This window comes from Acidimicrobiales bacterium, from assembly GCA_041394265.1.
Classification (GTDB): Bacteria; Actinomycetota; Acidimicrobiia; order Acidimicrobiales; family SZUA-35; genus JBBQUN01.
On record JAWKIO010000005.1, the window covers coordinates 1,006,180 to 1,026,354 of the forward strand.

Annotated in this window: 18 protein-coding genes; 5 read left to right on the forward strand and 13 right to left on the reverse strand. The window is 65.7% G+C overall.

Annotation, left to right across the window (positions count from 1 at the left end; genetic code table 11):
* Window positions 1–85: 85 nt before the first annotated feature.
* Together R2733_04845 and R2733_04850 are read left to right on the forward strand one after the other, a co-directional pair.
* Complete coding sequence (locus R2733_04845; GenBank protein MEZ5375819.1) at window positions 86–358, forward strand: hypothetical protein; 273 nt, start codon at window positions 86–88, stop codon at window positions 356–358.
* Between the two features lie 31 nt (window positions 359–389).
* Window positions 390–1,313 carry a hypothetical protein gene (locus R2733_04850; GenBank protein MEZ5375820.1) on the forward strand — a complete coding sequence of 308 codons (924 nt, stop codon included), beginning with the start codon at window positions 390–392 and terminating at the stop codon, window positions 1,311–1,313.
* A 4-nt stretch (window positions 1,314–1,317) separates the two neighbouring features.
* On the opposite strand, the gene R2733_04855 is transcribed toward R2733_04850, so the two are convergent.
* On the reverse strand, window positions 1,318–2,262 hold the full coding sequence (locus R2733_04855; GenBank protein ID MEZ5375821.1) for a hypothetical protein: 945 nt from the start codon (window positions 2,260–2,262) through the stop codon (window positions 1,318–1,320).
* A 14-nt stretch (window positions 2,263–2,276) separates the two neighbouring features.
* Window positions 2,277–3,494 (reverse strand): hypothetical protein, encoded by a 1,218-nt coding sequence (locus tag R2733_04860; protein ID MEZ5375822.1) that lies wholly within the window; start codon window positions 3,492–3,494, stop codon window positions 2,277–2,279.
* A 213-nt stretch (window positions 3,495–3,707) separates the two neighbouring features.
* Here R2733_04860 and R2733_04865 point away from each other — a divergent pair, with 213 nt between their 5' ends.
* Window positions 3,708–4,169 (forward strand): BLUF domain-containing protein, encoded by a 462-nt coding sequence (locus R2733_04865; protein ID MEZ5375823.1) that lies wholly within the window; start codon window positions 3,708–3,710, stop codon window positions 4,167–4,169.
* 88 nt (window positions 4,170–4,257) lie between these two features.
* On the opposite strand, the gene R2733_04870 is transcribed toward R2733_04865, so the two are convergent.
* The gene (locus tag R2733_04870) at window positions 4,258–5,013 is read right to left on the reverse strand and encodes an SDR family oxidoreductase (protein ID MEZ5375824.1); all 756 of its coding nucleotides are present in this window, start codon (window positions 5,011–5,013) and stop codon (window positions 4,258–4,260) included.
* A 162-nt stretch (window positions 5,014–5,175) separates the two neighbouring features.
* Window positions 5,176–6,996: a DEAD/DEAH box helicase gene (locus R2733_04875; GenBank protein MEZ5375825.1), complete on the reverse strand. Its 1,821-nt coding sequence runs from the start codon at window positions 6,994–6,996 to the stop codon at window positions 5,176–5,178.
* Between the two features lie 130 nt (window positions 6,997–7,126).
* On the opposite strand from R2733_04875, the gene R2733_04880 reads away from it, so the two are divergent.
* Window positions 7,127–8,329 carry an MFS transporter gene (locus R2733_04880; GenBank protein ID MEZ5375826.1) on the forward strand — a complete coding sequence of 401 codons (1,203 nt, stop codon included), beginning with the start codon at window positions 7,127–7,129 and terminating at the stop codon, window positions 8,327–8,329.
* On the opposite strand, the gene R2733_04885 is transcribed toward R2733_04880, so the two are convergent.
* From R2733_04885 to R2733_04895, 3 genes are all read right to left on the reverse strand, one after another.
* Complete coding sequence (locus R2733_04885; protein MEZ5375827.1) at window positions 8,307–9,137, reverse strand: TauD/TfdA family dioxygenase; 831 nt, start codon at window positions 9,135–9,137, stop codon at window positions 8,307–8,309. The two genes, R2733_04880 and R2733_04885, sit on opposite strands and share 23 nt — an antisense overlap.
* Before the next feature lie 78 nt (window positions 9,138–9,215).
* On the reverse strand, window positions 9,216–10,184 hold the full coding sequence (locus R2733_04890; GenBank protein MEZ5375828.1) for a CAP domain-containing protein: 969 nt from the start codon (window positions 10,182–10,184) through the stop codon (window positions 9,216–9,218).
* A gap of 189 nt (window positions 10,185–10,373) precedes the next feature.
* Window positions 10,374–10,673, reverse strand: a complete 300-nt coding sequence (locus tag R2733_04895; protein MEZ5375829.1) for an EthD family reductase — start codon at window positions 10,671–10,673, stop codon at window positions 10,374–10,376.
* A 130-nt stretch (window positions 10,674–10,803) separates the two neighbouring features.
* Here R2733_04895 and R2733_04900 point away from each other — a divergent pair, with 130 nt between their 5' ends.
* Window positions 10,804–11,316, forward strand: coding sequence for a carbonic anhydrase (locus R2733_04900; protein MEZ5375830.1), 513 nt, complete (start codon window positions 10,804–10,806; stop codon window positions 11,314–11,316).
* Between the two features lie 30 nt (window positions 11,317–11,346).
* Here the strand turns inward: R2733_04900 and R2733_04905 are convergent, their stop codons facing one another.
* The 6 genes from R2733_04905 to R2733_04930 all read right to left on the reverse strand — a co-directional run bounded on the left by R2733_04905 (window position 11,347) and on the right by R2733_04930 (window position 19,966).
* On the reverse strand, window positions 11,347–13,878 hold the full coding sequence (locus tag R2733_04905; protein ID MEZ5375831.1) for an EAL domain-containing protein: 2,532 nt from the start codon (window positions 13,876–13,878) through the stop codon (window positions 11,347–11,349).
* 225 nt (window positions 13,879–14,103) lie between these two features.
* A complete protein-coding gene (locus tag R2733_04910; protein ID MEZ5375832.1) occupies window positions 14,104–15,312 on the reverse strand; it encodes a M20 family metallopeptidase in 1,209 nt (402 codons plus the stop codon).
* 97 nt (window positions 15,313–15,409) lie between these two features.
* A complete protein-coding gene (locus R2733_04915) occupies window positions 15,410–16,480 on the reverse strand; it encodes an ABC transporter permease subunit (protein ID MEZ5375833.1) in 1,071 nt (356 codons plus the stop codon).
* Entirely contained in the window at window positions 16,477–17,421 is a 945-nt protein-coding gene (locus tag R2733_04920; protein ID MEZ5375834.1) for an ABC transporter permease, read from the reverse strand. The genes R2733_04915 and R2733_04920 overlap by 4 nt, the downstream gene beginning before the upstream one ends.
* A 13-nt stretch (window positions 17,422–17,434) precedes the next feature.
* Complete coding sequence (locus R2733_04925; GenBank protein ID MEZ5375835.1) at window positions 17,435–18,679, reverse strand: spermidine/putrescine ABC transporter substrate-binding protein; 1,245 nt, start codon at window positions 18,677–18,679, stop codon at window positions 17,435–17,437.
* 141 nt (window positions 18,680–18,820) lie between these two features.
* On the reverse strand, window positions 18,821–19,966 hold the full coding sequence (locus R2733_04930; protein ID MEZ5375836.1) for an ABC transporter ATP-binding protein: 1,146 nt from the start codon (window positions 19,964–19,966) through the stop codon (window positions 18,821–18,823).
* Window positions 19,967–20,175: the final 209 nt, after the last annotated feature.

The following is a 20,175-nucleotide window of genomic DNA, read 5'->3' on the forward strand; positions in this document are numbered from 1 at the left end:
CCGATCTGTCACCTGGTGGTTCACCGGCGTAGGCTTGCCGGTGAACCACCGAACACTGCAGATGCCGACGAATGGAGATGACGGAATGACCGATCCAGCCAACGAGGACGGCACGCTCGCTCACCATCTGACCCAGTTGGCGGCGAGCGCCGACGACCTCTCTGCGTTCCTGAGCCAGGAGCACCACGGCGATATCCATCCCGAGGCGCTCGCCAAGTCCGAGCACCTGTCCACCAGTCTCAAAGAGGTCATCCATGCGCTCACCGAACACGAGCACTTGGCCATGAGCGCCGACGACGTGTGGAAGATGCTCACGGTCAAGCACAACGAAAGCCATCCCGGCGGCGCCATCACCTGAGCGCGCCTCGTCGCTCGAGGAACGACGAGTCATGGCCTTGCGCCGCACCCACTTGATCGACGCCTCGAGTCATCCAAGCATCGGCGAGAACATCCAGGGGCCGAGCATGATTCGCGTCCCGGCGTGGGTCGAAGACCGGCTCGGCGCCATCTACCTGTACTTCGCCGATCACAAGGGCAGCTACATCCGGCTGGCGTACGCCGATGATCCGGCCGGCCCCTGGACCGTGTACGCGCCGGGGTCGCTTCACCTGGCCGACTCCGGCTTCCCGGTGACACCGCCAACCGCCACCGACGAGCAGATGGCGGCGATCGAGGCGCGTTACGCCCGGCTCGGACTGCTGCACGATGTGCGAACCGAGGTCACCACACCACACATCGCGTCGCCCGATGTCCACATCCGAGGGCGACAGTTCGTGATGTACTTCCACGGACTCGAGGGCCTCGCCCGCCAGGTCACCCGACGGGCGGTCTCCCACAACGGGATCGACTTCGTGGCCGAGCCGGCAACGCTCGAGCGCACATACCTCAGGGTCTTCGACGTCGACGGCGCCACCTACGGGCTGGCCATGCCCGGCCAGCTCTACCGGCTCCCCGAGGGTCGGATCGACATCGCCGAGGTCGGGCCAATGCTCTTCGAACCCGACATGCGCCACTGCGCCGTTCGTGTGGTCCCCGGAGCCGTCGAGGTGTTCTGGACTCGAGTGGGCGACGCACCCGAACGGATCCTCCGGTCGGTCATCGACACGACGGTGCCGTGGACGCAGTGGCGTGAGGGCCCGGCCACCGAGGTGATCCGTCCGGTCGAAGCCTGGGAGGGCGCCGACGAGCCGGTCGAGCCCTCACGCCGGAGCGTGGCGTACGGCCTCGTGAATCAGTTGCGCGATCCGGCAGTGTTCGAGGACCTGCTCCTCTACGCCTTCGGCGGTGAGTCCGGGATCGCCCTACTCCACTGATCGCTCAGCGATCACTCGGGTAGTCGGCGTAGGAGGCCTTGAACACGCCCTGGTGGAGGAGCACCCTGGCAACCAGGTTGTCGGTCTCGTCGTCGGTCAACGTGGTCAGTGTCCAGTACGACTCGGTGCGCCGACTCTGCCCGAGCGCCACGACCTCGCGTTCGACGCGGTACGGGTGGTCGCGGAAGACCGGTCCGGCGACCATCTGGACTTCGAGATCGATGAAGAGTCCCACCGACGGCTGGCGGGTTTTGAACCCCACTCGCTTCGAGCCCGAGTGCGTGATCACACTCATCATCTCGATCGGGATGATGGGCCGCCCCCATGGATTGTCGTCGGCACCGGACTCGTACCACCGCATCGGCTCGGTGATCTTGTCGAGCTTCTGGCGGAGGGAGAACGGGTAGAGGTTGCCCAGATGGTCATCGACGCCGATGCGAATGGTCTCGGCCTCCTCACCCCGCTGGCCGACGCTGATCTGATCGATGATGTAGAGATCGCCGGGCGGGCTGGATTGGACTTTGGCCAGTCGTGTCGCCAGCGCCGTTCCGGACTCCGCTCCGTCGATCGAGCCGAGGCCGTCGATCGATGCCGTGCCTTCGAGCACCGGCGTGCCGTCGGCCTTCTCGGCGTACAGCTTGGCCGTCGTGGCACCGGGTCCGTCGATCGACACCGAGGCGGTCACCTCCTCGCCCTCCACCACCATCGTGAGGAAGTGCGAGCTGAGCGTGCCCCGCTCGAACCAGCGGCTGCCCCACAACGACGCGAGCATCGGATCGAACTGGCTGAAGTGGGTCGGCCCTTCGATTGGCGCACCGGGCAGCCCGAGCTTCTCGGCCGTCTCGTCGTCGTGCACACTCAGATGCCCGTCATAGGTCTGCCCGGCGAGCATCTGCTTCGGGGCTCTGGCCGGTCCGGTGAGGGTGATGGGGGTCGACGAGATCAGCATGAGCGGACCATAGATCACCACGACCGCTCGGCTCGAAGCGCCAGGACCGACGCACCGATGAACAGCACCACCGAGCACGACATTGCCAGCGACACGTTCGTGAGTGCGGCGAGGCTCCCGAGGATGATCCCTCCGCCGATCTCTCCCGTCGCCTCGGCCTGGCCGACGAACGAATGGATCGTTGCTCGATGGCTGCTCTCGGCGTGCGCGTTGGTCCAGGCCACGGTCACCGGCCCGGCCGCATTGCGGAAGGCTCCCTGGAGGACGAGGCCGACGGCGGCCACCGGCAGCACCGGCACGACGGCGAGCAGGGCGATCGACGCACCGGCGAGCGCCAGCAGCACGCCCAAACCGGTGGCGAGGCGACGCTCGGACAGCCGGTTGCGGGACAACCACAGTGCGAACCCGGCCAGTGCCGACTGAAGCGCGGCGATGACGGCGACGGCCGCGATCTCGTTGGTGTCGGCGGACAGGCCAACCTGGTCGAGGCGACGCAAATCGAGGCGATCGACGGCTTCGGAAGCCACACCGATCATGATCATCACGACGAGCAAGACGCGCAGGGCCGGCACCCGCCTCGCCGCCACCGTTCCCAGTCGGAATGTGTCGCGCATGTCTGCCAACCCCTCCGAGATGCTGCTCCGAGATCCACCGGCGCTCTGGCGACGGGAGAAGCCGTGTTCGGGCATGACCACGGCCAGCCCGACACCCCAGATCAGCGTCACGGCTCCGGCGATGACGATCGTCGTTGTCAGCGACGTCAAGAGCGACAGGGCAGCACCACCGCCGATACCCACCACGGCCGCCAGCATCTGCCATCGACCCCGCTGCAGCACGAGCGGCTCGGCCTCGGCCGCCGAGCCGATCTCATCGGTGATCCAGGCCGTCTCGGCTCCGCTCTGGAACGTGTAGCCGAACCCGAACAGCATTTGCGTGGCAAGAAGCGCCGGGAACCCCGACACCGAACCGGCGACGATCTCGGCACCACCGATCAGCAAGAACGACAGCACGACCGAGAGCTTCCGGCTCACCACGTCGGCGACGACACCGGTGGGAACTTCCGACACGAGGATGGTGAGTTCCATCGCCGTGCCGAGGAGCACGAGCTGCAGCGGTGGCAGCGCCAGGTCGATGGCCACACGAATGGCGAGCGCGGTCCAGTACGCCCGCATCATCGCGACGAAGATCACCCCATTCGCCAGATAGATCAGGCGCGGGTCACGGGCCCTCATCGCTCGACGTCGTGGCGCATGACCCCGAGTCTGTCGTACGCCCCACTCCCCCGCCCCGAATTTGCGCCTCCCCCACCCCAACCCCAACGCAACTTTGGAGAGTTGATGCCGCTCAGAGGTGCCAACTCGCCAAAGTTGCCTTGGGGTGGGCGGCTCATGACGGGGAATCGATGACCGAAGCTCCGACCGAGACGCGTCTCCGGAGGACGAACCATGATCGAGAGCAACCTGATTCGTCTGATCTACGTCAGCCAGAACCTGATCCTCGGTAGCCGCGACGAGGTGGTGGCATCCGTCGAGCAGATCCTGGTGGCCTCACGGCAACGCAACGCCGAGGCATCGATCACCGGCGCGCTCATGTTCAACGACGGCTGCTTCGCCCAGGTGCTCGAGGGCCCGGAGGACGCCGTCATCGCCACCCACGAACGGATTCTCGCCGACCCTCGCCACGCCAAGGTGGTGATGATCGCCGAGCAACCGGTCGAAGCCCGACAGTTCGGCGGGTGGGACATGGCCTTCGTCGGCGCATCCACCGAGGCGAGCGAACGATTCTCATCGGTGCTCAACGACGAGGCCGTCTCGCCCGAGACCATCGACGGCGACTGGGTGTTCGACCTCGTCGTTGATCACCTCTACAGCGCCGAACACGCGAACGACGCCCCCACCGCCATCTGAGGCATCGCAACTTTGGAGAGTTGATGCCGCTCAGAGGTGTCAACTCTCCAAAGGTGCGGTGGTTTTCGGGTGGGTGGGGGCACAGGGGTCAGGGTTTGGCGGGTGGGCGGCCGAGGGTCATGCCGCCGTCGACGGCGATCACCTGGCCGGTGATCTGGGCGGCTGCGTCGGAGCAGAGGAAGGCGACGGCGTTGGCGATGTCGGAAGGTGACTGGTCGGAACCCAGCGGCATGAACTGCTCGATCATGGCGTCATACGCCGCGCGCTCGGGCGCCATCTCCTCCCAGAGTCGGGTCCGGATGATGCCCGGGGCCACCGCGTTGACCCGCACGCGTCGCTCGCCGAGGTAGAGCGCCATCGACTTCGTCCAATGGATCATCGCCGCCTTTGCGGCCCCGTAGGCGAACAGCCCACCGGGACGCTGGCCGGCGATCGACGCCGTGTTGCAGATCGCCGAACCCGACGGCATCGACGGACCGACGACGCTCGTGACGACATGGGCCGAGACGAAGTTGAGGTCGACCATGCGCCGGAACTCCTCGACCGAGCCGAAGGGATCAGGCCCCGCCAAACCTCCGCGTGCCGTTCCGGGCGGATTGGGGTCACCGCCGGCGTTGTTGACGAGGATCGACGGCGGTCGCCCGAGGGATGCGAACGCCTCGAGCACCGAGTCTTCATCGGTGACGTCGCACACCACCTGGGTCACGCCGTCGAGCAACGGCTCATCGGCCGCAGGGCGGAGATCCCACACCACCACCTCGGAGGCGACGTTCTGGTCGAGGAGGGCTCGCACGATGGCAAGGCCGATACCGGTCGATCCGCCGGTCACGATCGCAAGTGTCATGCGCCGAGTCTGTCAGAACGCAGCGGCCCTCTCACGCGGCGGCCCTGCAACGCAGCGGCCGTCCAACCCCGTGGCCCTCCAACCCCGTGGCCCTCTCACCCAGTGGCCCTCTCACCCAGTGGCCCTCTCGCCCAGTGGCAGGGTGCAGCGAGCCCCCGAGGCTCAGTCGACGAAGCGGCGCACCTTGGCCCGTTTGCCCCGGATCGAGGTGTTGTTGATCGCCTTGATCACTCGCTCGGCGGCTTCCTCGGGCACGCCGACCACCGAGAAGTGGTCGCTGATCTGGATGGGTCCGATCTCGCGTCCCTGGAGTCCGGCTTCGTTCGCGATTGCCCCCACCAGATCGCCGGGGCGCATGCCACCCTTCCGACCGACGCCCACATAGATCGATGCCGTCTCGCCGCTGCGCCGCTCGTTCGGTCGGCCACCCGACCTACCGCCGCGGTCGCCGCCCCGTTGTCCACGGTCACCCCGGTCGCTGCGGTCACCTCGATCGCTGCGACCACGGTCACCCCGGTCGCTGCGGTCGCCTCGATCGCCGCGACCACGGTCACCACCCGAGCGACTGCGATCGCCCTTGTTCGAACGGTCGAACTTCGACCCCCGCACCGATGCATCGGGAATGTCGATCTCGTCGACCGCCGGGTTGTTGGCCTGATGCAGCAGCTTGATGGCGGCCAGCGCGATGTTGCGATCCGAGTCCTCGCCCGCCAGCGCGTTCAACACGGCGTTGAAGTCGTCGAGGTCGTCGGAAGCCAGCGCTTCGCGCACAGCGGTGACGGTCAGATCGAGTTGGCGAGCTCGCAGGTCGGCCACCGTCGGCACCGTGCTCATCGTGAAGGTCTGCTTGGTGACGCGCTCGATGTTCTGCAGGAGCCGTTTCTGCCGTGGCTCGGCCAGCGTGATGGCGACGCCTTCGCGACCGGCGCGCCCCACTCGTCCGATGCGGTGAACGTAGCTCTCGGGTGCCGTTGGCACGTCGTAGTTCACCACGTGCGTGAGCGTGTCGACATCGAGTCCGCGCGCGGCCACGTCGGTGGCGACCAACAACTGCGCCGTTCCCTCACGAAGACGTGCCATCACTCGATCTCGTTGGAGCTGGTCCATGCCACCGTGGAGCGCTTCCGCTCGGTAGCCGCGGCCGTTCATGGTCTCGGTCAGCTCGTCGACTTCTGACCGGGTCCGGCAGAAGACGATGGCCGACGAGGGGGCCTCGACGTCGAGGATGCGTCCGAGCGCTGCGGCCTTGTGCGCCTTCTGCACCATGTAGACGGTCTGGCGAATGAGCGCCTTCGCAGCATCGGCGTCGGCCTTGGCGATCTGGATGCGAGCCGGATCGCGCTGATGCTGCTCGGCGATGGCATTGATGCGAGGAGGCATGGTGGCCGAGAACATGACCGTCTGGCGGTCGGCCGGTGTCTTTTCGAGAATGGCCTCGATGTCTTCGGTGAACCCCATGTCGAGCATCTCGTCGGCCTCGTCGAGAACGACGGTGCGGATCTGATCGAGTTCGAGCGAGTGGCGCTTGATGTGATCGAGCGCACGGCCGGGGGTGGCAACCACGACGTGCACGCCACGATCGAGGGCGCCGAGCTGCCGACCGATGGGCTGGCCGCCGTAGACCGCCACCACCTTGATCCCGAGATCGCGCCCGTAGCCGGCAAACGCCTCGCTCACCTGTACGGCCAGCTCCCTCGTCGGTACGAGCACCAGCGCCGTCGGGATCGCGGCGGCCCCAGGCCCGATGCCGTGGAGGATCGGCAGCGCAAACGCGGCCGTCTTCCCCGTGCCCGTTGCCGCTTGCCCGAGCATGTCGCGCCCTGACAGCAGCAGCGGAATGGTCTCGCGCTGGATCGGGGTTGGCGACTCGTAGCCGAGGCCCTCGAGTGCCGACAGTAGTTCGGCTCGCAGTCCGAGCGACGCGAAGCCGGCGTCCACCGGCTGAGCGTCGGGGAAGAACGGGTCGATCTCGTGGTCACTCATGGCGAACGCTCCTTGCAGCAACAGGCCACGATACGTAGACAAACGGCCAAGACCTTGGGTGGATGTCTTCGAGCTGGTCCGACCGGGCACAAGTCACAGCCGCACCGCGCCGTGACCTAACGTCGCACGAATGAAGTACGAGCGCCTGATCGCCATCTGTTTCTCCACGGTGATGGTGATGGCGGGCCAGGGTGTGGTCAGCCCGGTCCTCCCCCTCTACGCCGACGATTTCGGAGTGAGCACCGCCCTCATCGGCGCCACCGTCACCGCCTTCGGCCTGGCTCGGCTCGTGGTCAACATCCCCGCCGGCGTCGTGGCCGACCAGCGGGGTCGACGGTTCCTGCTCATCGGTGGCCCGCTCGTGACGGCCGTTGGCATGTTCGGTTCGGGCATCTCGCCGTCGATCTGGGTCCTGCTCGCCTTCCGCTTCATCGCTGGCCTCGGCTCGGGTCTGTACATGACTGGTGCCCAGATCTACCTGCTCGACATCGCCGGCCCCGAGCAACGAGGTCGGTTCATCGCCACGAACCAGGGAGCGTTGCTCGCCGGCGTGAGCGCGGGCCCGGCGTTGGGAGGCTTCCTCGCCGACCGATACGGCTTGTCGGCACCGTTCCTCGTCGTCGCCGGCGCCGCCCTCTTCACGGCGATCTACGGCTACCTCCGGCTGCCGGAAACTCGACCGACATCGGCGCCCACCGACGAGCGCTCGAACACCGGCATCGGCGGCACCGCGGTATCGAGGCTCGACCTGTTGCGGTCGGTCGATTTCTTGGCCGTCGGCTTCGTCGCCATCGGCGTGTTCTCGATCCGAGCCGGTGTTCGCCAGACGCTGGTGCCGCTCCACCTCAGCGCGGCGTTCGGGCTCGAGGTCTCCGAGCTCGGGCTGTTGTTCACCCTTCTCGGTGTGATCGGGCTGGTGCTGATCTGGCCTGCGGGATGGGCCGCCGACCGATTCGGACGCAAGATCCTCATCGTCCCGACGGCGGCACTCATGGCGGTGGGCATGGGTCTGGTCTCGGTCGCCGAATCGCTCACGCTGTTCGTGATCGGGCTCACGATCTCGGCCATCGGCTCGGGAATCACCGGGCCCGCACCGGCGGCGTTCGTCGCCGACCTAGTGGGCGACGAAAAACGAGGCATGGCGATGGGCATGTACCGGACGTTCGGCGACATCGGCGTCGTGGGTTCACCGGTGCTCAGCGGCATGTTGGCGGACGCCACCTCGATCCCGGTCGCCATCGGCGCCAACGCCGTGTTCATCGGAGCGGCGGCGGTGTTCTTCGGCGTGTTCGCCTCGGAGCCGCACCGAGTCACACCGGACGATCTCCCTTGATCGTGATGCGGCGCATGTGACGGCGATGCCCGGCGTAGTCGTGCAGCGCGAAGTGCTGCACGCTCCGGTTGTCCCACATCGTCAGCGTGCCCGGCTCCCACCGGACCCGGCAGGTGAACGGTTCTTTCACCGCTTGACGGAACAACAGGTCGAGCATCGCCTGCGACTCGTCGCGTCGCAGTCCTCGGATGCCGGTGGTGAACGCCGGGTTGACGTACAACCCCTTGCGCCCCGTTTCGGGATGGGTGCGGACGACCGGGTGTTCGACGACGCGATCCACCAGATCGGCGTCCTTGGTTTGCATCGCCTTCGATCGGGTCGAGTAACCACCGGCGCCGTACTGCGGACCGGCGGAGTGGGTGGCGACGAGACCGTCGAGCATCTGGCGAATCGGAACGCTCATGGCGTCATATGCGGCGTGCTGGTTGGCGAACAGCGTGTCACCCCCGACCGGCGGGACCTCGACTGCGTAGAGGATCGATCCCAGATCGGGTTCGTCGAGGAACGTCAGGTCGGTGTGCCACCCACCACCGAAGTTCGCTCGGTCCTCGGGCTCGGTCACGATCTCGAGCACCTCGGCGTAGGCCGGGTTCGACTCGACGAACGGATGCGTGTCGAGCTCACCGAAGCGTCGGCCGAACGACATCTGCTGCTCGGGAGTCAGCTGTTGCTCCCTGAAAACCAACACGTGATGGTCGAGGAACGCCTCCCGGAGCTCGCCGATCTCGTCATCGCCGAGATCGACAGCGAGATCGATCCCGGCCACTTCGGCACCGACCGTGCCGCTGAGCGGAGTGATGGTGAGCATGGGTGGTCCTCCGGAAGCGTGGGCGTCCCAGCAGTGTGGCACCCCGGATGGACCGACGCCCGGCGGTGCGATGAGCCGTCAGTCGGCGAGCGGCGCTTCGGCGTCGAAGGTGACGACCTCGTACTCGATCGTCGACCCGACATCGCTCACCACCCCGGTGATGCTCACCTCGTAGCGCGTGTCTCTTCCGTCGACCGCGTCGTCGATGCCTTCGGGCGTGAACGTGATGATCGAGGCGGGAAGCACGCCGGGGCGTCGTTCGTTGAACACGATCGGCGCATCGATCGGCTCGCCGTCTCGGCGGACCGCAACCGAGGCGTTCGAGAAGTCGGCCCCGTAGATCGACACCGACCACCGCTCGTCGACCAGCTCCTCGGGGAAGTAGCCGGCGCTGGGCCAGGCAACCACAGCGGTGTCCTTCTCGAGCTCGAAGCCGTTTCGGAAGTTGACGGCGTAACCCCCGTCGACCTCGGAGGCGGTGGTGGGCACCTCACCGATCCCGACGCTGCGCAGCTGCGGCATCAGCAACCAGTTCCGGTGTCCAACGCTCACGTTGGCCTCCCCCGGATCCTCCATGAAACCCCGCAAGGCGTCGAAGCCCGTGCGCTGGTAGAGATCGGAGTTGAACGATCCCGTTGCACCGGTCTCGCTGTAGCAGGCTGCGCTCGGCGAGGGGTTGTGATCGACAGCTGCGTTGGCCCAGATGATGAGCGCTGCCTCCTGGGCCTCGGCACTCATGCCGGTGTCGAGTTCCACATCGTGCTCGAGCCCGGCCAGCCGACGGTAGTAATTGATCCGGTCGACCTGCTGCTGCTGATACGCAACCGAGATCGTCCCGGCATCGCACGCGGCGCCGTCCCCGGTCCACCCCGGATCGGCCGCGACGGTTGCGTGTGCGGCGAGGTAGTCGGCATGGACCTCGTTGCGGCTGCGCTGCACCGAGCCCGCCTGCTCACTGCCGGCCGTACCTGCTGCGACCGACACGCCGACGGCGGCGAGTGCCGCGACCGACAACATGGCGCGTCGAAGAAGGGCAGCCTGGGGCACGTGGTAGCTCCTCGGGTCGGGTGGGTGGGGGCGTGTGACGAGCGCCGATCCGGTGGATCGGTCAGCTCGGGACTCTCCGGAAAAGATTTCCCGTGAAGTCCTCATTCATAACGGAACCCCGCCGATCAGACTTGAGGATTTTTCACCCGATTGCTTCAAGCTTGAGGATTGCTGCCGACAGGCCCCGACTCAGCTGGTCGGGTGGGCCACCTCACCGAGCAGCAGCTGCGGCGAGATGTTGGTGTAGTTGGGGACGTCGGCCATGACCTTGGCGCCACCCGCCGCCATGGCGGCATCGAACGCTTCCTGGCTCTCGACCATCGCCCAACCGTAGGCGGCCCATTCGTCGCCCTTGACGGTGCTGGCACCCCAGCCCTTGCAGGCGTCACCCAGCACCTCGGCGAAGAGTGGCATGTGGGTGGAGGTGTAGTAGTCCATGTCGAAGGTCGAGTCGGCGGTCTGTGGATACATGATGAGTACGGAGATCATGGGCGTGGTCTAGCACGATCCCGGCGCTTTGCCGAGTGGGTGCGATATTGACCATTTCGAATATGCTCTTTCGAGGTGATATCTTTCGGTCCCGGCACCAGGCCGAACCCAGCACGAGAACGAGAACTCCATGAGCGACACCTTTCGTCCCAACACCGACGAGCTGATCGAACACAACGACACCTACGCCGAGCACTTCCACGACGCCGACCTCCAGGTCGAGCCAATGCGTCATCTCGCCGTAGTGACGTGCATGGATTCCCGCATGGATATCTTCAAGCTGCTGGGCCTCGGCAACGGCGAGGCCCACATCATCCGCAACGCCGGCGGCGTGATCACCGACGACGTGATCCGTTCGCTCTGCCTGTCCCAGCGCTACCTCGGGACGAAGGAGATCATCCTCCTCCACCACACCGACTGCGGCCTCCAGCGAGTCACCGAAGACCAGTTCAAGGCCGAACTCGAGGCCGAGCTCGGCATCAAGCCGTGGTGGGCGGTCGAGTCTTTCGTCGATCCCTACGCCGATGTGAAGCAGTCGATGCATCGGCTCCATCACACACCCTTCGTCATGTACAAGGACCACGTGCGCGGCTTCGTCTACGACGTCACCACCGGCTTGATCAACGAGGTCGAGGTGGATTGAGACGGTCGGCTTCGACGGAAGCGGCCGTTCTCAGCGGTCTTCGAGTGCCGACGGGAAGTGGTGGGTGATGTCCTCGGGTGGACACGGCCGCCCGTAGTAGTAGCCCTGGAGATCGTCACTGCCCATCGACGACAGTGCGTGTGCCTGGTCCGCCGTTTCGATGCCCTCGGCGGTGATGCTGACGCCGAGCAGGTGACCGGTGTCGATGATCAGCTTGACGAGTGACGAGGCGGAGTCGTCACTCGTGAAGCTCTGGTCGATCTTGAGGATGTCGATCGGCAACGTCTTCAAGTGGGCCAGCGACGTGTAGCCGGTACCGAAGTCGTCGATGGCGATCCGAACACCGCGATCGCGCAACGACTGGAGCTTCGCTGCGGCGCCGCCAAGGTCGTCGAGGAGGGCACTCTCGGTCACTTCGATCACGATCAGGGCGGGGTCGATGCCGTAGCGTTCGAGTGGCGCCATCACATCATCGACGAACGCATCCACGCTCAGGTGGCGTCCGGAGATGTTGATCGACACGGGCACCAGATGATCCACGCCCTCGGACCGCCACGCTGCCATCTGCCGAGCGACGCGATCGACCACCCAAGAGTCGATCTCGACGATCAGGTCGCTACGTTCGGCAAACGGGATGAACGAGTCCGGCGGCATCATGTCGCCACCAGGGCGGAACCAGCGGATCAGCGCCTCGAGCCCTACCTGCTGCTCGGTCAATGGATCCACGATCGGCTGGTAGTACAGCGAAAGCTCGTCGTCCGCGATCGCCGAACGGATGGCGACGTCGAGTTCGTTCTGCCGCACCACGACCGAGCGGAGCTCATCGTCGCAGACCACCACCTGATTGCGCCCGTTCGCCTTGGCCCGGTAGACAGCGAGATCGGCGTCCCGTAGCAGATCGTCACCACTCGCTTCGGGGTCATCGGCCATGGCGATTCCCAGGCTGCCGCCCACTCGAACGGTGGCCTTGCCAATGGAGATCGGCTGGCCGATTGCGTCGAGCAGGCGCTCGGCCAAAGCCTGAACCTCGTCGATGCCGCCAACAGGGTCCACGATCACCACGAACTCATCGCCACCGAGGCGGCCGACCAGATCGCTGGAACGAACACACGACAGCAGACGCTGCGAGGTGGTCTCGAGCACGACATCGCCCGCTGGATGCCCGAACTGATCGTTGACGACCTTGAAGCCGTCGAGATCGATGAAGATGACGGCGACATCCGACCGACTCGAGTCGGTCCGAGCGAGCGCTTCGTGCAGTTTCTCGAGGCACGCCTTCCGGTTCGGTAGGTGCGTCAAACCGTCATGGCTGGCCTCGTGCGCGAGGCGGCGACGGAACTCCTCGCGCTCGCCCATCGACGCGGCGAGGGTCTGCACGGCCTCCTGCAGCGAAGCACCAAGTCCGCCACTCGCTGTCTCGGCCAGCACCGCCGCATCGAGGTCGCCGCGGGCGAGCGCCTTCGCCTGCCGCTCCGCCAGATGCAGCTGGGTCGAGGCATCGTTCAACGCCGACGCCGCCTCTCGCACCTCCACCGGGCCGGCGAGCACGACAGCGTCGCGGTGGGCCCCGTCACGCAGCAACTTCGCCGTCTCGGACAGGCGGTGGAGCGGTTGGCCGATGAAGCGGGTCAGGGCGATCGTGAATGCCACCGAGACGACGGTCAGGAATCCAATCGTCGCCATTGCCTGGCGGGTTGCAGCATCCGCTCGATCGGTCAGGGCCTGGCTGGAGATGATCACGTCGTTGCCGGCCGCCGTCACCAGATCGAGATGGAGCTCCGACGAGATCTTGCCCGCTTCGAACTGGCGGGCGACGCCGGCGAGATCCTGAGTAACGAATCCAAGGCCGCCCTCGTCACCATTGGCGAGGAGTTCCTGCGTCGTTTCGATGATCTGGGTGACACCATCGCTGAACGTCGTGACATCGGCGGAGGTCTCAACGACACCGAGCTGCTCGGCGGCCATCGAGTCAGACTCGGCGGAGCGTTCGATCTGTTCGATCGCGTCGTCGTAGACGGTCTGCTGCTGCAGCAGTACGGCGACCTCTTCCCGTGCCGTCTCCGCACCCGAGAACCGAGCACTGAAGTAGCTCGAGAGTTGTTGCGCCGTGCTGCTGCGCGTGGCCGCTGCTGCCTCGAGCACACGCGCCGTGCCGATCAACTCGGCGCCGTCCGGCACATCGCCAGCGACTGCGAGCAGTTCATCGAACAGGGCATCACTCCGCACGTTCAGTTCATCCTCGAGCGCTCGATAGCGGACGCCGAGGAGTCGGAGGTCGGTCTCGTCGTCGACGCGAAGCTCGGCCAGTTCTGCGTCGATGGCCGGATCGTCGATCTCGGCGGCGACGGCGTCGACCCGCGCGGCAGCGCTCTCCCACTCGATGACGAGATCGATGCCGATGACCTTGGTGATCAAGTCCGGGCTGATCCCGATTTCCTGCACGCCGAGGACGGCAAGCCGCCAGTTCCGCTCATCGAGCAGGCTGGCCTGCAGATCGGTGTAGCGGACCAGCGCTCTGGTGTCGCGATCGACCACCGCCGCGCTGTCTCGGGCGGATCGCACCGAGCTCAGCTCGCGAAACGCGAACCAACCGGCGCCGAGCAGTGGCACCAATGCCAGAGCAATCAGCAGCGACGCGACGCGCGGGGCACGACGTGGAGCGCGAGGCGAATCGATGGGCACGCTTCACTATCGGTAGCGAGACCAGCAGTCAGAAGGGCAATCTGACTACGCCACCGGGCCGAACGCACCATTGGTGCGGAGGGCCGAACCGACGAGCCGAGGTCGTCAACGCACCAGCGCCATGGCGGCGTAGAGGGCAACGCCGTTGGCAAGCTTCTCTTCGCTGATCCGCATGAGGTTGGAGTGATTCGGCGCCGCTTTCGACGGGTCGAGATCGCTCGGGGTCACGCCGAGGAAGGCCATCGACCCCGGCACCTTCTGGAGTACGTAGCTCCAGTCCTCGGCGCCGAGTACCGCACGCGGCATCTCGTGGTAGTTCTGGGCCCCGAGCACACTCGAGGCAACGAGTCCGGTGAGCGCCGCCTGCTCGATGTCGTTGACGGTGACCGGATAGCCGGCGGCCAGCGTGGTGGTGCAGCTACAACCGTGTGCCGCAGCCGTGCCGCTGGCCACCCGATCGATGCTCTCGTTGATTTCGGCGCGAGTGGTTTCGTCGAGCGCACGCACGGTGCCTTCCATGAACGCCGACGGAGGGATCACGTTGTTGGTGGTTCCTGCGTGGATCTGACCCACGGTGAGAAGCCCCGACTGGGTGGGGTCGATGGTACGGCCGACCATGGTGTGCAGACCGAGCACCGTGGCAGCGGCCGCCGGAATCGGATCGATGGCATGGTGCGGGGCCGAGGCGTGCCCGCCGGCGCCGTGGATCGTGATGTGGAAGGTGTCGGCGCTCGCCATCAGCGATCCGCCCTTGGTGAAGATCATGCCGTCGGGCATGTTCGAGATGACGTGGATGGCGAAGGCCCGATCGACGCCGTTGGTCACGCCCTCGTCGATCATCAGCTTGGCGCCGCCAAACCCCTCCTCGCCGGGCTGGAACATGAAGCGAATCTTGCCGGTGAACTCGTCGGTGTTCTCGCTGAGCAATCGAGCGGCGCTCGCAAGCATCGCAACGTGAGCATCGTGACCGCACGCGTGCATCCTGCCCTGATGCCGGGACTGGAAGTCGGTCTCGTAGTCCTCCTGCAACGGCAGGGCATCCATGTCGCCCCGCAGCAGGACGGTCGGGCCGGGCTTGCCCGAGTCGAGATCGGCGACGACCGACGTGAGCGACTCACCGAGCGTGATGTCGAGCCCCAGGCCCGTGAGTGCGTCGAGGATCTTGGCCTGGGTTGCCGGAAGGTCGAGCCCGAGTTCGGGATCGGCGTGGATGGCGCGCCGCAGTTCAATGGTGTTCGCGTCGAGACCGTGAGCGGCATCGAGCAGGTCGTTGGAGGGAACGTGCGAGGCAGTGGCGGCGGTGACGACGGTCATCGGGACAGTTTGTCAGACCGGTCCACGGCCCGCTTGGCCGCAGCGCACTCCGCACTTGGCCTCAGGGGCGCAAGCAGCTGACTGCAGCGACCGACGATCAGCTACCGGTGAAGGTGGCCGCCATCTCGCTCGACGACTGCCCAGACCGCTTGAGGACCGAGTACACGAAGGCCAGCGAGGCCACGGTCACGCCGAAGAGTACGACGGCGGCGGCACCGACGAACGGCTTCGTGGTGCTCTTCGCCGTCCCGATCACGAACACGGGGAACGTCGTGGAGCCGGCGGTGGCGACGGCATTGGCGATGATCGTGTTGTCGAGACAGAGGGTGAACGAGAGGAGCCCGCCGGCGACCAGAGCGGAGGAAATCAGCGGCAGGGTGATCTCACGGAACGCCCGGTAGGGCGTGGCTCCGAGGTCGGCGGCCGCCTCTTCGAGTGAGGCGTCGAGGCCCTCGAGTCGGGCACGAACGATGAGCGTGACCAGTGCCGAGGTGTAGAGCGACTGGCCGACCCACAGACGGAGGATGCCGTTGTTGACCGGACCGACCGAGGTGTTGAACGGGCCACCCAGACGGACGAACCAACCCAACAGCGCGATGGCGTCCATGATCTCGGGGGTCACGAGTACGAGGAAGAGCACGAACATGAAGGGCTTCGACCAGTGACCGGTTCGTCGGGCCAACGCCACGCCCGCCGTTCCACCCATGATCACGGCGATGACGGTCGCGCCCGCGGCTGCGATGAACGAGTTGCGCAGCGTGTCACCGACGTTCGCGTTGTCGAAGAAATCGCGGAAGCTGCCGGACAGCACAGCGTTGACGGCCACGGCGAGCAGCACACCGACGGGGGCAGCCCAATTGACGAGAGCCGGTCGCTTCGAGAGCCGAGCAAGGATGACGCTGATCCCGATGACCCCGATCGACACCAGCAGACCCTGCACGACTCGACCGCCGTCGAACAGGTTGCCCCACCACTCGGTGGAGTAGCTCCCGGCCCACACGATCAGGGACCCGCCGCTGTTGAACGAGTGGCGGATCACCATGAGGATCGGGATGAACAGGAACGTGATGACGAGCGCAGTCCACACGCCCATCGCGATCTTGGCGACGTCGATCGATCGCTTCGCCGTCGCGTGACCGGTGGGCGTTTGACGAGCGGGAGCGGTCATGGGGTTGCCTCCAGGAAGAAGGAGCGACGCCGACGCAGCGCGTACTGAACGATCCGCACGACGGCGCTGGCAACGATCAGCACGAGCAGCACCGCACCGATCATCATCACGGCCATCGCCGAGCCGAGCGGCCAATTCTGGGCGGCTTTGAACTGCCCCTCGATCATCGATCCGATCATGTTGCCCGACGTGCCACCGAGCAGCTTCGCCGTGACGAAGTCGCCGCACATCGGGATGAACGTGATCAGCACGCCGGCGACGATGCCAGGACCGGCAAGCGGAAGGGTGACCTGAAGGAAGGTTCGGAGCCTGCTCGCGCCGAGATCCTTGCTGGCCTCCCGCAGTCCGGGATCGATCCGGTCGAGAGCGACGAACATCGGCAGGATCATGAACCCGAGGTAGTTGTAGACGATGGCGATCTGCACAGCCGTCTTGGTGTCGAGCACACTGATCGGCCCACCGATGAGCCCGATGTCCTGCAGCCAGCGTGACAGTTCGCCGTTCGCGGCGAGCGGAATCCGCCACGCCAGGGTGCGGATCAAGAAGCTGGTGAAGCTGGGCACGATGATCAACCCGAGCAGAAGTCCCTTCCACCGTTCCGACGCCTTGAAGACCAAGAAGTAGGAGACGGGGAAGCCGATCAGCAGGCAGAGCGCCGTGGCCATCACCGAGATGCGCAGCGTGGTCTTGAAGACGGTGAAGAACGTGTCGTCGAAGGCGCTGCGGTAGTTGTCGAGGGTCAGCTGCGACATGTCGACCGGCACCCCGGTGGTCGACGCATTGTTCTTGACGCCGAACGAGTACCAGACGATCAACAGGATCGGCATGATGAAGAACAGCAGATACCAGAGGATCTCCGGCAGCGCGAGGGCGAACGATGGCAACCGCAGCCTCCGCCCAGTGGGCGTCGGTGCTTCGGAGGTGGAGGCGGCGGTTGCCATTCGTGTCATCCGATCATGACCCGGCGGCGGCCAGGACCTTGTTATAGATGTCGACCATGCGGTCCTGCGCCGAGTTCACCGCTCCGGTCTGCATGGTGGCGACCTGTTCCTCGGTGAAGAAGATCATCTCGGGCCGCGGCAGGTCGGGATACAGCTCCGACAGCAGCGTGTCGATGTTCTTCATGCCCGAGTGGTAGCCGTGGTACGCGAGGTCCTTCATGGAGATCTCGGGGATCAGCAACCAGTTGATCCAAGCGTGTGCGGCCTCGGGGTTCGGCGCACCGGTCGGGATGGCGTAGAGGTCCATCCAGATCTCGGTGGCGGGCGCACCGAGCTGCCACACCCAGTCGTCGGGATTGCCACCGGCGTCGGCCACCTTGGCGTACGCCTGCCGGGCGTCACCGTTCCACATCATGGCGATGGAGTAGGCACCTTCGGCGATCTTGTCGGACGGGTAGGAGTCGAACGCCTTCACATGCGAGGCGAACTCGTTCACGAGGAAGTCCTCGCAGGCATCCAGATCGGCGGCGTCCTCCGTGGTCCAGTTGATGCCGTTGGCCCAGAAGTACATACCGGTGAGGTTCGGCGGCGAATCGAGAATGGCGCAGTTGCCCGACGCCTCGGTCTGACAGACCGAGATGAAGTCGGCCCAGGTCTTGATCTCGGTGGAGATCATCGTCTTGTTGTAGAGCCAACCGGTCGATCCCCAGTCCTTGCACACGCCGTACTCGTTGTCGGGATCCCAGTCACGGTTGAGGTAGATCGGATCGATGTTCGACATGTTGGGCAGCAGGGTCTTGTCGAGCTTCTGCAGCAGCCCCTTCTGCACCATCTGAGGGATGTACGGTCCGGTCGGCGCGATGATGTCGAACCCGCTGGTGCCGTTGGAACCTTCGAGCTTGGCGATGAGGTCCTCGTTGCTCGAGTAGAAGTCGACCCGCATGGTGACGTCGAGCGCGTCGGCCGCCTGCTGACCCACGATGTCGGGGTCGTTGTAGTCACCCCAGGTGTACATGGCGAGATCGCCTGACGCCTTGTTGATCACTCGGCTGTAGTCGCCACTGGCCTCGGCGACGCCTTCGCCCCCGCCGCCGTCGGACGAGCCGCTCGAGGAGCCGGCATCCGAGCTGCTGCCCCCGCAAGCGGAGAGCAGAAGTCCCGCACCTGCGGCCCCGCCCACCTGGAGGAACTGGCGTCGAGCCAGCTTCTCTCGGAACGACTGGTGCGCAAGAATGCGTAGCTCTGTTGGTTCGGTCATGGTCTGGTTTCTCCCGGTAACGGTTGAGGGATTGGGAATCGGGCGAAGTTGCTGGCACCACGTCGTGCCCGGCGTGGGTACGACGTGGTGCTGTGTCGAAGTGGTGAGGTGTCGAAGTGATGCGACCGCCTCGTGCGACGCTCAGGCGATGGCCTCCTCGGCGGGGTCGGCCAACACGAGGTCGGCTTGGTCGGCCGAGAACATGTAGACGTCTTCGGCGCTCCATGAACACCACACGTCGTCGCCGGCCGAGAGCCGCGGGGCGCTCTGGCGGGGAAGAAGGGCCAGCACGTCGCGCTCGGGAGTCCGCACCACGAACTGGCGGACATCGCCGAAGTGCGACACGCTCGCCAGCCGGCCCGACACCCCATTGATCGGCCGGTCGGAGGCCGGGGCCTCGCCGATGTCGGCGAGCTGGACGCACTCCGGCCGAATCGCTGCCAGCGCCTTCTGGCCGACGGCGACGCGCTCTTCGGGATCGGTCGCATGGAACACGGTGCCGTCATTGGCCTCGACGCCCTCGGCGACGGCGATGCCGCTCCAGAAGTTGTTGCGACCGATGAAGCCGGCGACGAAGGCAGACGCCGGCTTCTCATACACCGTCTCCGGATCGGCGAGCTGCTCGACGTGGCCATCGAGCATGATCGCAATGCGATCGCTCATGCCCATCGCCTCTTCCTGGTCGTGCGTGACGAAGATGAAGGTGATCCCGAGTTCGCTCTGCAGCAACTTCAGCTCGATCTGCATTTCCTCGCGCAGCTTGCGGTCGAGCGCACCGAGCGGTTCATCGAGCAGGAGCACGCTCGGGCGGTTGACCAGCGCTCGGGCCACGGCGACTCGCTGCTGCTGCCCGCCCGACATCTGGCGAGGATGACGGTCGGCGAGCTTGGACATCTTCACCATCGCGAGCGCCTCGGCGACCCGACTGGCGATCTCGGACTTCGGCGTCTTCTTCTGCCGCAATCCGTACGCCACGTTCTCGGCGACCGTCATGTGGGGAAACAGCGCGTACTGCTGAAAGACAGTGTTGACGTCTCGCTTGTAGGGCGGCACGCCCTGGATCTCACGGCCGTTGAGCCGGATCCGCCCCTCGTCGGGCTGTTCGAATCCGGCGAGCATCCGCAGGGTGGTGGTCTTGCCACAGCCCGAGGGCCCCAAGAGTGACAGGAACTCCGCCGGACGCACCCGCAAGTCGAGACGGTCGACCGCCACCATCGAGCCGAACCGCTTGGTGACGTCGATGAGTTCGACCGACCCGCGTTCGCTCGACTCCGCTTCGCTACTCAACTCGACGATCCGTGGAGTCAACGAACATTGCAGCCCAGTCCTTCGTTGGTGTGAAGGAGCGGATGGTGCCACGAGAGGCCCGAGAACACAAGGAATCGGCCGTGATTTCACACTACGATGACGCAGGGCGGAGGGTCGAACACCGCGGTGGTTGGTCGGCCCTTCGCCTACTGCGGGCTGGCGCGCCAGAAGATGTCGCCCACGCTGTC

What these genes read in the sequence shown, in the direction of transcription:
- R2733_04845 (MEZ5375819.1), top strand. Translation starts at nt 86, where the DNA reads ATGACCGATCCAGCCAACGAGGACGGCACGCTCGCTCACCATCTGACC.
- R2733_04850 (MEZ5375820.1), top strand. Translation starts at nt 390, where the DNA reads ATGGCCTTGCGCCGCACCCACTTGATCGACGCCTCGAGTCATCCAAGC.
- R2733_04855 (MEZ5375821.1), bottom strand. Translation starts at nt 2,262, where the DNA reads ATGCTGATCTCGTCGACCCCCATCACCCTCACCGGACCGGCCAGAGCC.
- R2733_04860 (MEZ5375822.1), bottom strand. Translation starts at nt 3,494, where the DNA reads ATGAGGGCCCGTGACCCGCGCCTGATCTATCTGGCGAATGGGGTGATC.
- R2733_04865 (MEZ5375823.1), top strand. Translation starts at nt 3,708, where the DNA reads ATGATCGAGAGCAACCTGATTCGTCTGATCTACGTCAGCCAGAACCTG.
- R2733_04870 (MEZ5375824.1), bottom strand. Translation starts at nt 5,013, where the DNA reads ATGACACTTGCGATCGTGACCGGCGGATCGACCGGTATCGGCCTTGCC.
- R2733_04875 (MEZ5375825.1), bottom strand. Translation starts at nt 6,996, where the DNA reads ATGAGTGACCACGAGATCGACCCGTTCTTCCCCGACGCTCAGCCGGTG.
- R2733_04880 (MEZ5375826.1), top strand. Translation starts at nt 7,127, where the DNA reads ATGAAGTACGAGCGCCTGATCGCCATCTGTTTCTCCACGGTGATGGTG.
- R2733_04885 (MEZ5375827.1), bottom strand. Translation starts at nt 9,137, where the DNA reads ATGCTCACCATCACTCCGCTCAGCGGCACGGTCGGTGCCGAAGTGGCC.
- R2733_04895 (MEZ5375829.1), bottom strand. Translation starts at nt 10,673, where the DNA reads ATGATCTCCGTACTCATCATGTATCCACAGACCGCCGACTCGACCTTC.
- R2733_04900 (MEZ5375830.1), top strand. Translation starts at nt 10,804, where the DNA reads ATGAGCGACACCTTTCGTCCCAACACCGACGAGCTGATCGAACACAAC.
- R2733_04910 (MEZ5375832.1), bottom strand. Translation starts at nt 15,312, where the DNA reads ATGACCGTCGTCACCGCCGCCACTGCCTCGCACGTTCCCTCCAACGAC.
- R2733_04915 (MEZ5375833.1), bottom strand. Translation starts at nt 16,480, where the DNA reads ATGACCGCTCCCGCTCGTCAAACGCCCACCGGTCACGCGACGGCGAAG.
- R2733_04920 (MEZ5375834.1), bottom strand. Translation starts at nt 17,421, where the DNA reads ATGGCAACCGCCGCCTCCACCTCCGAAGCACCGACGCCCACTGGGCGG.
- R2733_04925 (MEZ5375835.1), bottom strand. Translation starts at nt 18,679, where the DNA reads ATGACCGAACCAACAGAGCTACGCATTCTTGCGCACCAGTCGTTCCGA.